We start from the raw sequence: 13,812 nt of genomic DNA, 5'->3' as shown, positions 1-13,812 counted from the left end.
AACAATATGATTTACGGCATGACTGGCGGGCAGGTAGCATCGACGACACCGGCCGGAGCGATGACTTCGACGACTGAGGACGGCAATCCGTATCGGCCATTTGACTTAACACATCTAGTTGCCGCGGCGGGTGCGAGCTATGTGGCAAAATATGCGGTCAGCCAACCAATTAGTCTCATCAATTCGATCAAAAAGACGCTAAACCGAGTTGGTTTTTCTTTTATCGAAGTCCTGTCACCGTGCCCTACTCAGTTTGGACGGCGTAACCGATTTGACAGACCGGAAGACCTGATCCGAGATCTCACTGACCGGTGTGTTACGAAAGAAGAAGCTGCCTATCTGACCGAGGAACAGCTTACCGGAAAAGTAATCACGGGAGAGTTTCTATCATGAGGAGTCTGGTGCAGGTGCGTCTGAGTGGGTCAGGGGGACAGGGAATCGTTATGGCGGGTCTTCTCCTTGGGGCCGCGGGGGCTAATGATGGAAAATTCGTATCCGGATCCAACGTGTACGGCGCCCAGGCGCGAGGCTCAGACTGCCGATCAGAGGTGATTCTTTCTGATAGGCCTATTGACTTTCCCCATCTGATTAGCCCTGATTTTCTTATCGCCATGTCGCAGGCCACCTATGACTTGTACAGTGCGGAGGTGCGCTCGGTGGACAGTCTTATTCTCTACGACCCCGGATTTGTGACCCCAAGAGCTATAGCTACAGTTAGACAGCTCCCGGTGCAGGCAACCGACTACGCACTCAAGAATCTGAATAACCAACAAATGGCAAACCTTGTGCTCTTGGGTGCCTTCGTCGCCATCACTGGGATCGTATCACCGGAAGGGTCTAAAAAGGCAATTCTTGGGCATGTGAGGGAACGCTTCCACGAATTGAATTTGAAGGCTTTCGAAGCGGGGATGAGAATCGGGAGAAACGTCCATGTTTGAAGGAAGAACACACAGACCGGTTATCGAGATGGATCGATGCAAGGTATGCAACATCTGTATCGACGGCTGCCCGGCCGAGGCCATACCGGAGTATCGGGAAGAAGAAATGAGCCTCCGGGGCGCAGTCTACCGGGAAAAGATTACTGAGGAGCGGCCGGAAAAGCACGGCCCGCCTCCTCCCTGTCAAAGGGCTTGCCCCATTCACCAAGATACCGTAGGATATGCCCGGTTGATTGCCGAGGGCAAGTTTGAAGAGGCGCTCTCCTCAATTCTGGAGGTGAATCCTCTGCCCGCAGTATGTGGGTTCATTTGTCATCACGGCTGCGAGGAGGCATGCCTGCGGGGAAGCGTGGATCAGCCAGTTGCACTGAGGCTTTTGAAAAAATTTGTGTCAGACTATGCGAAGAACGGCAGACCGGAGAGGGTCAACATTCCGATGAAAGAGAGGCGCGAGAAGGTTTTAGTCGTGGGTTCCGGTCCGGCTGGTCTTGCTGCCGCTCATGATTTGGCCCTTCTCGGATACGGCGTTACTATCATGGAAAAGCTTCCAGTCCTCGGCGGTATGCTTGCCGTGGGGATCCCGGAATTTCGGCTGCCTAGGGATATCCTTCAGATGGAGATCGAGAGGATCAAGGCGCTTGGAATAGAGATGAAAACCAACAGCACATTCATTCTCGCGAGGGGCATACAAGATGTCAAGGGACTCGGTTATCATGCGATTTTTCTCGCAAATGGAGCTCAGAAGGCGTCCATGCTGGAGATAGAGGGAAGCGATACTGGGTGCTTGATCTCGGGTTTGGATTTGCTCAAAAACCTCCATCTTGGACGCAGGCCGAGCGTTGGAAAAACGGTACTTGTTATAGGAGGAGGGAATGTGGCAATAGACGTCGCACGATCCGTGCGCAGGGTTGGGGCGAGCCAGGTGACGATAGTCTGCATCGAATCCCGAGATCAGATGCCAGCAATGAGGGAAGAAGTGGAAGAGGCGCTTGAGGAAGGAATCACTATTTACCCGGGTGCATCCCCCATAAGGATTGCCGCGAAGAACGGCAGGGTTGCCGCGGTGGATTTTCTCGCCCTAAGCGGCAGCGCCGGTGAGTTGCCTGTCACCGCTGGAGCTACCTTCACCATCAAGGCGAACACGGTAGTCGCTGCCATTGGGCAAAAGGTTGACAAGAAAGGTCTCGCTGGGCTAAAGACTAACTTGGCGGGTACGTTGGCGGTGGATCCGGAGACCGGAGCGACAAATGTGAACGGAATTTTCGCAGGGGGGGATTTGGTGACCGGGCCGGGATGGGCGATCGACGCCATAGCGGCGGGCAAAAAAGGGGCCGCCTCCATCCATAAACATCTTTGCAATGAGCCTGCAAAAGGAAATGGATAAGATATGGAGAACTTCAAGGAATGTAAGAAACCCACGGATCTGAAATCGAGATTCGTGGAGAAAAAAGGAGAAACAGATTTCAGCGAAGTCGAGGCGATAGAAGAGGCCGGACGATGTCTTGGGTTGCGAGAATGCGAATCCTGCGATGTCTGCAGCCTCCTCTGTCCCGATCTCTGTATAACCCGAGAAGAGCCGACGAGACATGTTTTGATCGACCTCGATTACTGCAAAGGCTGCGGTATTTGTGCTGCTGTCTGCCCAAAAGGTGCCATTCGTATGGTCCTTGAAGAATCAGACTAGAGCGGGGGTGGGAAACTTCATTCCAATTTATGTCGAATATCTCAACTCTGCCAATAATGTGGCTAGTTAAGCGTTAAGCAGAGAAATCTTGCATATCGGATATGTGCTCTTGAAACGGTACCTGGGTTTTGCGAATTGGAGTGCGTGGAGATACCTGCCTAGTATGCGATATTATGGCTAAGGTTGCCTCACAAGCTGATGAGATAAGCAGGGGAAGGTTAGCTCTCAATATCCCCAGGTTGTCTACGCCTTGATAAGGGTTGGCAAAGGTGATAGGAGGGTAACATGAAAAAAAGGACAGGGCTTGGGACGGTGAAATGGCCGATCCTCGTCTTGGCGGCCACATTCTTGATTATGAGTACTGTGCTATCTCGTGGCACTGAACCCTCGAGTAGTGCTGCTCACGGTGCGGCTGGTAAAACTCCCCGTTACGGCGGGATTCTGAAAATCGTAAGCTTTTCAGAAGGAAGGGACATTGGGTTTCCGCCAAGAATTGTGATCTCTGACGGCTACCGCGTGGCAGGAGCTGCTCTGGAGACTCTCCTCAGGATGGACAGGTCAGCGAAGCTAGTTCCTTGGCTGGCCGTATCCTTTAAGGAAGATGCGAAGGCGAAGACCATTACGCTTACCCTCAGAAATGGTGTGAAATTCCACGACGGAACCGATTTCAATGCCGACGCGGTTAAATGGAACATCGAGTTGGCCATTTCGAACAAGGGTCAGGGTACCGATAAGATACGGTCGTTAGATGTACTAAACAGTAACACGGTCCGGATCAACCTGACCGAGTGGGACAACGGAATCTCCAGCTATCTCGCTCAGAATCTGGGAATGATAATATCTCCGACTGCTTTCAAAAAGAACAGGGAGGAATGGGCAGCTAACCATCCGGTCGGTACAGGACCATTTCAGTTCGTCAGCTGGGACAAAGACGCGCGTGTGGTGTACAAGAAATTCCCCGGTTACTGGCAGGTTGGGAAACCATACCTCGACGGGATCGAATTCCAAGTCGTACCCGATCCAATGATAAGGGAATTCACATTAAGGAAAGGAGAAGCAGATCTTATTATGGGCCCCGCGCCGCCAAAAATCATCGATGGGCTCCAAAAAGACGGTTTTGTGGTGGAGAGCCTGAGGCCCGGCTCGGGATCGACCTGCCTTGTTCCTTCCTCTGCAGACCCGAAATCGCCTTGGTCTGATTTGAGGGTAAGGCAAGCGGCAGCTTATGCCATCGACAATGCTGCCATTGTCAGGACGATCTTTCTTGATCAATACGAAGTGGCTAATCAATGGGTTCCAAAGGGACACTGGGGTTACAATCCTTCTGTTGTGGGCTACAGATACAATCCTGTGAAGGCTAAAAAGTTGCTGGCTGAAGCCGGCTATGCAGCAGGGTTCAAAGCGAAGATTACCTATCGGGGTACCCCCGAGTATGATCAGGCTTTTACAGCTGTGCAAGGGTTCCTCAAGAAGGTCGGCATCGATATAACCCTCGAGCCCCTCGCGACGACTGCAGTACTCCAGCGGATAGCGTTCGAGGGGGGTCAATGGGATGGACTGCTAGTGAGTGGTGCCAACACCAACCCGGACGCCGCAAGCCAACTGGCTTCGCGCTATTCGGGAGGGGGTAGGAATTATAGTTTGATGGCGGTGCCAGAAGACTACCTCCAGGCAGTACGGAATGCTATTTCGGCATCCAACTTCAAAGATAAGCAGAAATGGGTTCAGGAGGCCGTAAAGTTGATGATCGATAAGTACGCCCTAGTTATTCCCATATTTAGCATCAGTGATTACGCAGTTTCTAAGCGGACAGTTCATCACCATGGTATCGCGGTCACTCAGAGTCAGCTGTGGACGCCTGAGGACGCATGGATGGAGCGCTAGACATGCGTCGGGGCTCCCCAAAACCTTGCTGCTCGCGTTGGCCAGCCCTCCAGTGGTTTTATCACTCTTAGGGTAGCGTCGTGTCTTTTGGACGTAAGCCAAGGAAGACTTTTGAGACATCCTGCATTTCCATTGATAAAAGACAAATTGGCACTGGCGCCCATTTGTTGATTTCTGAAACGACAATGTAAACTGATAAGAACTCTCGAGCATGCATGAGTTATTTGGGGGCTTTTTTGGGGGCACCTGCAGTAAGCAAGAATAATAATGCTAATATGTTGTGAAGTAGTTACCTAAATTGTTCGATAGACGGCCTCGCATACGGGATTTCAGAACCGTAATCAAATCAGACCCTGAGGCCTTCTTATTGAGATCCTGAAAATATTTGGGAAAATCATTTTATCAGGGGCAGGGCGCAGCATGATTAATGTTGTCTCGAGAAGAACCTGATGTCAATGCCATGTATTTGCTCATTAAGATGGATTTTTCGGCTGTTTTGATCTATATTTACATCGTGTTTGACATTTCAAAGGATGTGACATCTGATCAAGAATGTGGTGTGAAGTGATTATGGAAGCAAAGACTACTTCTGACGAAACACTTGATATTTTGTTGTTGATACGTCGAACAAGAGACGTGATTCAAGCTGTGAGACAAAAAGAATTATTGAAGTACGGAATCACGCCCGAACATGCGGCGGTCCTACACATCCTTTCTGATTTAGGTGGGTCGGCCAGACCCACCGACATATCCTTGTGGCTTTTTCGTAAACGTCAGTCTGTTCACGACCTCTTGGACAGAATGGAGAAAGCGGGGTTTATAAAAAAAGCCAAAGACCCGGCAAGAAAAAACGGCATTATGATAGTTCTGACTGACCAAGGCCGTTTACTCAACAAAAAGACAAGCAAGCTTACCGTACCCACCAGGATTGTTGCCTCTCTTTCCAAGCGGGAACGCGGCCAGTTAAGGAATGCGCTTGATAGATTGTTGACAATCGGACAGAATGAGGCTGGGATCGACGACAGATTGCCTCTGAGGCCGTTAACTCTCCAGAACAACAGACGTACCAGAAGAAAATCATAAATAGGCTATCTATAACCTCTATTAGCGATGTGTTTGCTTTCGACCGAGGCATGTTGCAAGGCTGTTTACTCGGCTATCATCCTTGTGACCGCAAACTCATTCTGGAGCCCGATTACCGGACCGGGGCGTTACACTCCTCGTTGGCGAGATCCAAACATTCATAGCTCAGACTGCGAAAATACTTCTTGTAAAGGATAACACGAGGGGACGCTGGGAATAAGAGCCTCACGTTCGAACATTTCCGCTTCTGCGCGAACGTGGCTTGAAAGATCAGATATCGGTACCTGATACTACACCAGCTTCTTTTAACTCTCTTATCTCCTCACGTTCCATTCCCAGTATGTTCTTCAGCACGTAACTAGTGTGATCCCCGGCTTTAGCCGGAGGCGGTCCATCAACGGAAGCGTTGGAATTCCGAAACTTTAACGGCGAGTTCAACACTCTAATTTTGCCGAGAATAGAATGGTCTACTTCCCTGAGCATGTCTCTTATCTCAAAGTACGGGTCTTCAATTGATTGCCCAGCGGTCAAGACGGGAGCTGCAACGATACGGTAGCTCTGCAGTAGCATCGCTACTTCTGCCACCTTCTCAAACGTTTGTAGCCATGTTTCTATTATTTCTGTAACCTCTTTGTTATTTTTCACCCGGTTTTTCTCCGAGTTGAAGCGGGGATCGTCTACCAACTCAGGCCTTCCCATCACGTCTGTAAAGTTCTTCCATCCCATCTGTCCGCGAGCGCTGATAGCGATATAGCCGTCCGTTCCTTTATATATTCCGTGAGGGCTCAAATCAGAATTGAACCTGCCCACCCTATGACTTTCTATTTCCCCGTTTGTAAACAGATGCGTGCCGATGGCTTGGTGGAGCATTGTCACAGCACAATCCAACATGGCAATGTCAATGTATTCACCCTGCCCTGTTACCGATCGGTTGTACAGCGCAGCACATATGGCGCCAAAAGCATTGAGACCCGCGAGAAAGTCCGTTATTGGAACACCAACAAGGCTGGGGGGCGCATCAGGCTCGCCAGTAAGGTCAAGCAAGCCACTCTGAGCCTGGACTGATAAGTCCACCGCCAATAATTCCGATTTGGGGCCGTATTGTCCCCATCCTGATATGGAACACATGATTATTGAAGGATTCACTGTTCTAAAAGAATCGTAATCAAGATTAAACCCTTTCATGGTACCGGGACGAAAGTTCTCAACGACTACATCACAAACCTTCGCAAGCTTCATGATAAGATCATGGGCTTGACTATTTTTTAGATCGATTACAATACTTTTTTTGGCGCAGTGATTAAAGATATAGTCGATCCCCTGTCCTTTGAAAAAAAACGGTATCGACCTGTTCATTTTTCCACCTGGTTTCTCTATGCTGATCACTTCACAGCCACAATCAGCCAGGTATCTGGTACAAAAGGGTCCTGCCAATGCGTCAGTGAAATCGAGTATACGAACACCGCTCAGTATTTTCTTCACTATTGTCTCCTTTCGTTGAGACGTCCAGTTCGCTGTAAACTATCAGTCGGTTCTAGATACAAGTTTTACAGTGGCTTGTGCAAGCGTACACTTCAGCCCCGAAAACATATTTTCAGACCACGCATCTATGTCAACTAAATGCATCCCCTCATCAACGTATTTCCTTGTTACCTTACCCTTTAACCACACGGTTTCGCCTTGGAACCAGATGCCGCGATGTTCGCACGTGAGCCGGGTTACAAACCCATCGTCCCCCATCCAATTTGACAAGAGGTGACCAATGTTCCCTTCGTTCTGACGGCCTGTAGAGTGCGCATAAGGCAGACCCATAACACGGGCCATCGAATCAAGGTAATGCCAGTCTATGGCAAGATGATGTTCACCGGTTTCGGGATCGATGTGGGCGCGACCCAAATTTTTCTTAAGCACCTTCCATTTGAGGGCAAAGGCCATACTGTAGCCGCCCACGCCTATGTACGAAACAATATCGGACACATCGAGTGGCCCCTTGACAAGTGGTGTAAGTTCCTCACCCTCCTGAACTTCTTCCCAGTAACGAACCTCAGCACCCCTTCTGTTTCTACCCTCCAGTTCGTCATCGTAGAAACGGTGAATCAAATCCAGCTGTTTCTGCGTATATCGATGCCTCTCTCTTCCTTCATAGCTTTTTGTGACCTTCTCTTTCATTCCTGGCGGTATAGCGGTAACAATCTCATTGGCTGTGGCGACAGCTACCACTTCTTCGCGTTGATTGATATAGGTTCTTTGGTTGCGAGGGACAAACAATCTGTAGGGCTTTCCAGATACAACTTTCTCCTCAATTCCAAGATACTTGTTAATTACACGGAACCTGTCACCGGGACGAATAACTCTGAAACACTTGTGGTCCGTCCCTCCATGAAAGGTATTCCATCCGGGGATGTCGGCCTTTTCAGGAAACGACCCAGCCCAGGCGATTATCGTTTCAAATGTCGGCGGTGCAATCATGGATCCCCATGCCGTGTTTCGTCCGTACGCAGGATCGTGAAACAGAGGGTCCGCGTTCCCAATCGCCTGAACGAATCTCCGGATAAACTCCTCAGACACTGACAACTCGTTTACCGGAAAGGTATAAGCAGCGTCCCACTCATACGGCACCGCGCTTGTCTTACCGGCCTTATCCCTGTCTTTCGCTAGATGCTCCTCTATGACCTTGGTCCATTCCTCTGCGCTCATGGTTCCATTTTCCCATCTGGTCCGCATCTCTTCCGGGCTATATTCTGTCATGGTCCCGCTCCTTAGGTTTGAGGTTCAATATTGAACTAGACTGCAAACAAACCAAATAGATCGCGGTCTAGCTCTCAGCCAATATTCCTTGCATCCGTCCCTTTCCGGTTACAGCACAACAGTTGTCCGTACCCTGACAATATATTTGTATCACCGGCCATAAAACATGTCAAGCGCCAGTAAGAAGTAAACCCAAATTCGGGCTTCCGATGCGTCAATTGAGAGAAAGCTACGTCCAAGCCTTGACATATATATAATGCCTGTAATTTCTGCTTCTTATCAGCATCAGCAATGACTGCTTACGTTCTCATTTGCTGCTAATTAGAGAACCGGGGACGATCCATCCGCGGGTCGTTCATACTCCTTGACAACCTGCAATGCGTATGCTATAAAGCCACTAATAGTCAGTATACGGACAATAGTCGATTATGCGTCGCAATGAGAAAATAAGAGTTCTTAAAGGTATAATGCCAGGTTAGCAACGTGATTTTCAATTAATTACTCGCTACGGCAGTTAAAGTACACGAGGGAGGGTGATGAAAATGAAATTATTGCGGGCAAAACAACTCCATTTGGTTATCATCTGCATACTCTCTGTAAAGGTCATTTTAGGATTTGCAGCTTTGGATGCAAACGCAGCGGCCAAAGTCACCGTGCAAAAGCAACCACAGTATGGCGGAATCTTAAGGGTAGCATATGCCTTTGAAGGTACCTTCATAGGGTATCCTCCAAAGATTACAAATGCATATGGCTATCAAGAGGCGGCTCCGGCAATAGAAAAGCTGTTGGATACAGACAAATCAGGAGCCCTTGTTCCTAAGCTAGCCACCGGTTATAAGCTGAACACGGCGGCCAAGACAATCACCCTTTTTCTCAGAAAAGGTGTGAAGTTCCATGATGGCACAGACTTTGATGCTGAAGCAGTGAGATGGAACTTGGAACAATACATGAAGAATAAATCGCCCGGTACCCCAAAATGGAAATCGGTAGACGTCGTCGACAACTATACAGTTCGCATCAACCTCACTGACTGGGACAGCACTGCCATTATCGCTCTCTCGGAAACTGCCGGCCTTATCATATCGCCAGCGGCGTTCAACAAGAATGGAGAGGCCTGGGCGTCAAACAATCCCGTAGGCACCGGTCCGTTCCAGTTTGTCAGTTGGGTAAAAGATACAAAAGTTGTCTACAAGAAGTTTCCTGGGTACTGGGACAAAGGGAAACCGTATCTTGATGGAGTTGAATGGAATATTATCACTGACGCGAACACGCGGGAAATAAGCTTTAGGACGGGTGAGCAAGACTTACTTTCATGGCCAGAATTGCAGAACCTCGACAAGCTGAGGAAAGATGGCTTCATTGTTGACCGCCATATAGGTCCTCCATTTGGTCTGGCGCTTATTCCTAGCTCTGCTGATAGGGATTCTCCCTGGTCTAAAATCAAAGTGCGTCAAGCAGCTCAGTACGCCATTGATACTGTAGCAATCAATAATACCATATTATACGGGGTGCAGAATCCTTCAAACCAGTTACCCAATAAAGGCAGCTGGGGTTGGAATCCTGATATAGTCGGATATCCATATAACCCCGACAAAGCAAAAAAATTACTTGCAGAAGCCGGCTACCCGAATGGTTTCAAAACTAAGATAATAGCCCGAAAAGATCCTATAAATGATCTAATTTTTACTGCCGTTCAGGGGTATCTCAAAGCGGTTGGCATCGATGCGGAACAAGAGCAGATAACATCGCCTGCTTACGACAGGCTTGCCACCAGCAGCGCATGGGACGGTCTATTACAAAGTGCGCTCGGAAGTTCGTCCGACATTACTCTCGATCTTGTGAAGAGATATATTGGCCCTCCGGAAGGAGCCTGGTTCAAAAGCATGCTGATACCAGATGACTATCGAAAAGCTGTCCTGGATGCAGTACGCGCAACTGATTTCGGAACCAAGAAGAAATCGGTCCGACGCGCCATGAAATTATTCACGGACAAATATTGTCTGACCCTAAATATCTATAGCCAAAATTTCTACTGGGTAGAACGTGTACCAGTCCACAACTACGGCATCAATGAAACGACCAACCAGATGCAATGGACACCGGAATCCACTTGGTTTGAAAAGAAATAGCGTAGCCATTCTGAAAGAGGGTTATGGGGGATGAAGATAAGTTACTAGCCTTAAATAGGTGGGAGGTAGTACATGAACAAGGCTATTGTCATCTATTTTTCACAATCCGGAAATACGAAGAAGATCGCAGAGGCAATACATAAAGGAATAGAGTCCGCCCTTGGGAACTGCGAGTTGAGCAGGCTCAAAGATATTTCTGCGAGAGAGTTGATTCCATACGATATCATCGGCCTGGGGTACCCAGCCTGGTCGAGCAAGGAGCCTCCTAATGTCAGAACCTTTATTAGCCAAATGGTCTCCCTGGAGGGAAAGCATGTCTTTGCCTTCAGCACACACGGAGCCCTTCCATCTGGCTTAGTATCAAGCATTGCTCCGCTCGTGAGACAAAAGGGCATGAAGATGGTAGGCTTCAGGGACTGGTATGGGGGCGTAACGATGCCTCACATCCCAAAACCATATATGACGGATGGACACCCTGACGAGATTGACCTTAAAGAAGCAGAGGGCTTTGGCACACAAATCTCTGAGTTAAGTCAAAGGATCTATCGCGGAGAAAGCCATCTCCTTCCCGTGTTCACGGAAAAAAGTGACCATAAGCTCCACGGCCAACATGTGAAAATGCCGGCGGACCTTGCTGAGGCCCGTCGTCTGACCAAGCTCAGCATGAAGATTAACCAGGAGAAATGCACCCGATGTAATCTCTGCGTTGACAATTGTCCTGTCAATGCAATTGATTTTACAGTGTCCCCGCCCATCTTCAAAACTGACCTTTGCGTTCCGTGCTGGTATTGTGAACAGATCTGCCCCGCGGGTGCGATTGAGGTTGACTACGAACTATACGCGAGATTTCACGACAAGTATAATGTAATTGAACTCAACGCGACGTTAGAGACGGCTGAGGCAGAGGGCCGTTTCCGGAGGTTGGTGTCATTCCAAGACATCAAGCTAGATGCTCATTGGTACAAACAGTCAAAGCATCCGCGACTCCTTGTGCCCTGACGATTTCATAGTTCTTTGGCGTTGTATCGCGCAAAAGCAGGCTCTCGGTAGCCCCAATGTATAAGATCAGGTTCTTAGCTCTTTGTGGCGAAATTTTAATAGGTGTATTCATCCTTTTGAACGGCACGAAATACATGGCTAACACAAAGAGATGAAATAGGCACATGAACTTACCTTATGCGCCGCAATCCCGAATCAGTAAAGGCAAGGAAAAGAGGTTCAGACTAACTTAATGTGGCCTCGGTGAACTCTTCGCCCTTTTTGGATGACTCGTTTTGAGAACAACGATAATGGAAAGGAGGAACGTGTTGTGCTGCAAGAATCCGATTTGAGTCGAGAAGAAAACTTGTTCAACAAAACCCGAGCAACCCTCGTAATAAAGAGCCTGGGGAGACGAAACATAGAGGGTTATTACGTGTCAGATCGAACGGAAGCACTCTCTGCTGTCATGGAAATGATTCCTCCCGGGGTAGTAGTGGGCAGAGCAGACTCGGTGACGCTCTTCGACCTGGGAATCATGCCCGCTTTGATCGAACGAAATCAAAACAAGCTCATTGATCCTTTTGAGAAGGATGAGAAAGGTCTTCTTCCTGAAGTTGACCGCAGACGCCAACTTCAACGTGAAGCTTTGCTTTCAGATATATTCCTCACCGGTACAAGTGCGATCACTCTGGATGGAAGGCTGGTCAATATTGACGGGACAGGCAATAGAGTTGCAGCAATGACCTTTGGGCCCAAGAAAGTAGTTGTGGTCGCAGGCACCAATAAGATAGTAAGAAATGTGGAAGAAGGTCTGCAACGCATTCATGGTATCTGTACCCCCATGAATATTATCCGTCACCGCCTGAAACATGGCACTGAAGTGCCCGATGAACCGCCCTGCGTGAAAACAGGTAAATGTGCGGACTGTTACCATGAGTGGAGGATTTGCAGATACACGATGATCATCGAAGGTCAAATGCCTCCCGATAGGAACCGCATCAAAGTTGTATTAGTTGGGGAACCAATGGGGATATAAAGGCACCACCCAGGCACAATGCCACGCGCCCCTGTCTGCTTATCTACATACTCCGCAGGCAGCCTACGCAGAATAGCGTAATGCCTTGAGTTCGGCGACAAATTGGCTTGCGCTTCCCCTCCAGACTCCTCCGTGATAGCAGATCACTGTCTCAACATCGTATGGAACCAACTTATCCAGGGACTTGACTGCTAGGGACGGATCGAAACTTGCAAATTTCGGGAGTGTATGCAGGCTCTTGTTTTCGACACAAAGGGCATCGCCGGCCACCAGTGTCTTGCTCTGCGCGATATAGAGGCAAATATGGCCGGGTGTATGGCCCGGTGTATGAATGACTACAATTCCTCCACAGAAAGGCAATTCCTCACCGTCTTCCAGAGTCCTGTCGACGCTGACCGCGAAATCAAGATAGTCGAGTTTTTGTTGCAGGAAGATAGCTTTCGTCTCCGGAGGATATGGACTGTCAGGGGCTTCGGCCAGAATAACTTTACAAGGTAGGGCCCGTCCTTCGATGTACTGCCGCTCCTCTTGGTGGCTGAGGACCGATGCCTTTTGAGGCAGGTTGGTCAGAACACTACGGAGGCTCCCTGTGTGGTCACGATCATGATGGGTAATAATGATCTTGTCAATATTCTCAAACAACGCCCCGGAGGACGCGACGGACCGTCTGATGGCGGGGATTTGCCCTGGGAATCCAGCATCAACAAGAATTGCTGCCTCACTGTCCCAGATCAAGGTGGGGTAGATCGACGTCTTCGTTCCTCCCATCGTGGCGGGTATCTCTAACGCCTCAACGCCTCTTGCTATCATCATGCTTGCCCCTCCTCCACTGTTATCGTGGTATACGGTAATCACATTTTGGTCACGGCTAATCCTGACCTGTCTCCATACATTATACCACCCCTAAAGTCACTTTTCGCCATTTCTATGCGTAATCCAAAGTTTTTGTTAGTATCGTCAATGCAAAATCAGCAACTGAAAGTAATGGCGTTAACTTCGAGGAATCTGGGACCCCATGTGGGGTTTTGTAGGGGTACTCATATTTCATGCAGATAAATTTGTGATGTAAATTTAGGCAATTATAAAACCCGTTGTATAGACGGCCTCTCTTGCCGAGGAGGTGTACCATTCCCGGGCGCATTCATTCTTGGACCACAAAAGATACGATAAAGGAGGGCGAAGAATCCTCGTTATTCTTTGTCAATCCAGGGGTAATAACTTTCCGACAAATAGACGGCAGCCAAAGGATTATGTCCCGTGACCCTGTCTTTCACGGCCAGTACCGTGGTGAGCGCCTTGGCGTATTTAAGAAAAAGAGAATCGTGGCCG

General features: G+C 48.9%; 11 protein-coding genes. 8 read left to right on the top strand and 3 right to left on the bottom strand.

Features of this window, described 5'->3' with window-relative positions; translation table 11 throughout:
* The 5 genes from VMT62_15505 to VMT62_15485 all read left to right on the top strand — a co-directional run.
* Positions 1 to 393: thiamine pyrophosphate-dependent enzyme (locus VMT62_15505; protein ID HVN97836.1), on the top strand; the 393-nt coding region annotated here is incomplete at its 5' end.
* Positions 390 to 938, top strand: a complete 549-nt coding sequence (locus VMT62_15500) for a 2-oxoacid:acceptor oxidoreductase family protein (protein ID HVN97835.1) — start codon at positions 390 to 392, stop codon at positions 936 to 938. The genes VMT62_15505 and VMT62_15500, both read left to right, overlap by 4 nt.
* Positions 931 to 2,322 carry an FAD-dependent oxidoreductase gene (locus tag VMT62_15495; GenBank protein HVN97834.1) on the top strand — a complete coding sequence of 464 codons (1,392 nt, stop codon included), beginning with the start codon at positions 931 to 933 and terminating at the stop codon, positions 2,320 to 2,322. The genes VMT62_15500 and VMT62_15495 overlap by 8 nt, the downstream gene beginning before the upstream one ends.
* Before the next feature lie 3 nt (positions 2,323 to 2,325).
* Positions 2,326 to 2,622, top strand: coding sequence for a 4Fe-4S binding protein (locus VMT62_15490; protein HVN97833.1), 297 nt, complete (start codon positions 2,326 to 2,328; stop codon positions 2,620 to 2,622).
* A 285-nt stretch (positions 2,623 to 2,907) separates the two neighbouring features.
* The gene (locus tag VMT62_15485) at positions 2,908 to 4,506 is read left to right on the top strand and encodes an ABC transporter substrate-binding protein (GenBank protein ID HVN97832.1); all 1,599 of its coding nucleotides are present in this window, start codon (positions 2,908 to 2,910) and stop codon (positions 4,504 to 4,506) included.
* Between the two features lie 1,353 nt (positions 4,507 to 5,859).
* Here the strand turns inward: VMT62_15485 and VMT62_15480 are convergent.
* Positions 5,860 to 7,071: a CaiB/BaiF CoA-transferase family protein gene (locus VMT62_15480; GenBank protein HVN97831.1), complete on the bottom strand. Its 1,212-nt coding sequence runs from the start codon at positions 7,069 to 7,071 to the stop codon at positions 5,860 to 5,862.
* 42 nt (positions 7,072 to 7,113) lie between these two features.
* A complete protein-coding gene (locus VMT62_15475) occupies positions 7,114 to 8,286 on the bottom strand; it encodes a MaoC family dehydratase N-terminal domain-containing protein (protein HVN97830.1) in 1,173 nt (390 codons plus the stop codon).
* Between the two features lie 587 nt (positions 8,287 to 8,873).
* Here VMT62_15475 and VMT62_15470 point away from each other — a divergent pair.
* The 3 genes from VMT62_15470 (at position 8,874) to VMT62_15460 (ending at position 12,483) form a co-directional block, all read left to right on the top strand.
* Positions 8,874 to 10,466 (top strand): ABC transporter substrate-binding protein, encoded by a 1,593-nt coding sequence (locus VMT62_15470; GenBank protein HVN97829.1) that lies wholly within the window; start codon positions 8,874 to 8,876, stop codon positions 10,464 to 10,466.
* A gap of 72 nt (positions 10,467 to 10,538) precedes the next feature.
* Positions 10,539 to 11,465, top strand: coding sequence for an EFR1 family ferrodoxin (locus VMT62_15465; protein HVN97828.1), 927 nt, complete (start codon positions 10,539 to 10,541; stop codon positions 11,463 to 11,465).
* 310 nt (positions 11,466 to 11,775) lie between these two features.
* A complete protein-coding gene (locus tag VMT62_15460) occupies positions 11,776 to 12,483 on the top strand; it encodes a lactate utilization protein (GenBank protein HVN97827.1) in 708 nt (235 codons plus the stop codon).
* Between the two features lie 63 nt (positions 12,484 to 12,546).
* Here VMT62_15460 and VMT62_15455 read toward each other — a convergent pair whose 3' ends face one another.
* A complete protein-coding gene (locus VMT62_15455) occupies positions 12,547 to 13,296 on the bottom strand; it encodes an MBL fold metallo-hydrolase (protein HVN97826.1) in 750 nt (249 codons plus the stop codon).
* Positions 13,297 to 13,812 lie beyond the last annotated feature (516 nt).

This window comes from Syntrophorhabdaceae bacterium, from assembly GCA_035541755.1.
In the GTDB taxonomy this organism is placed as follows: domain Bacteria; phylum Desulfobacterota; class Syntrophorhabdia; order Syntrophorhabdales; family Syntrophorhabdaceae; genus PNOF01.
This window is presented reverse-complemented; position numbering and strand designations above follow the sequence as displayed.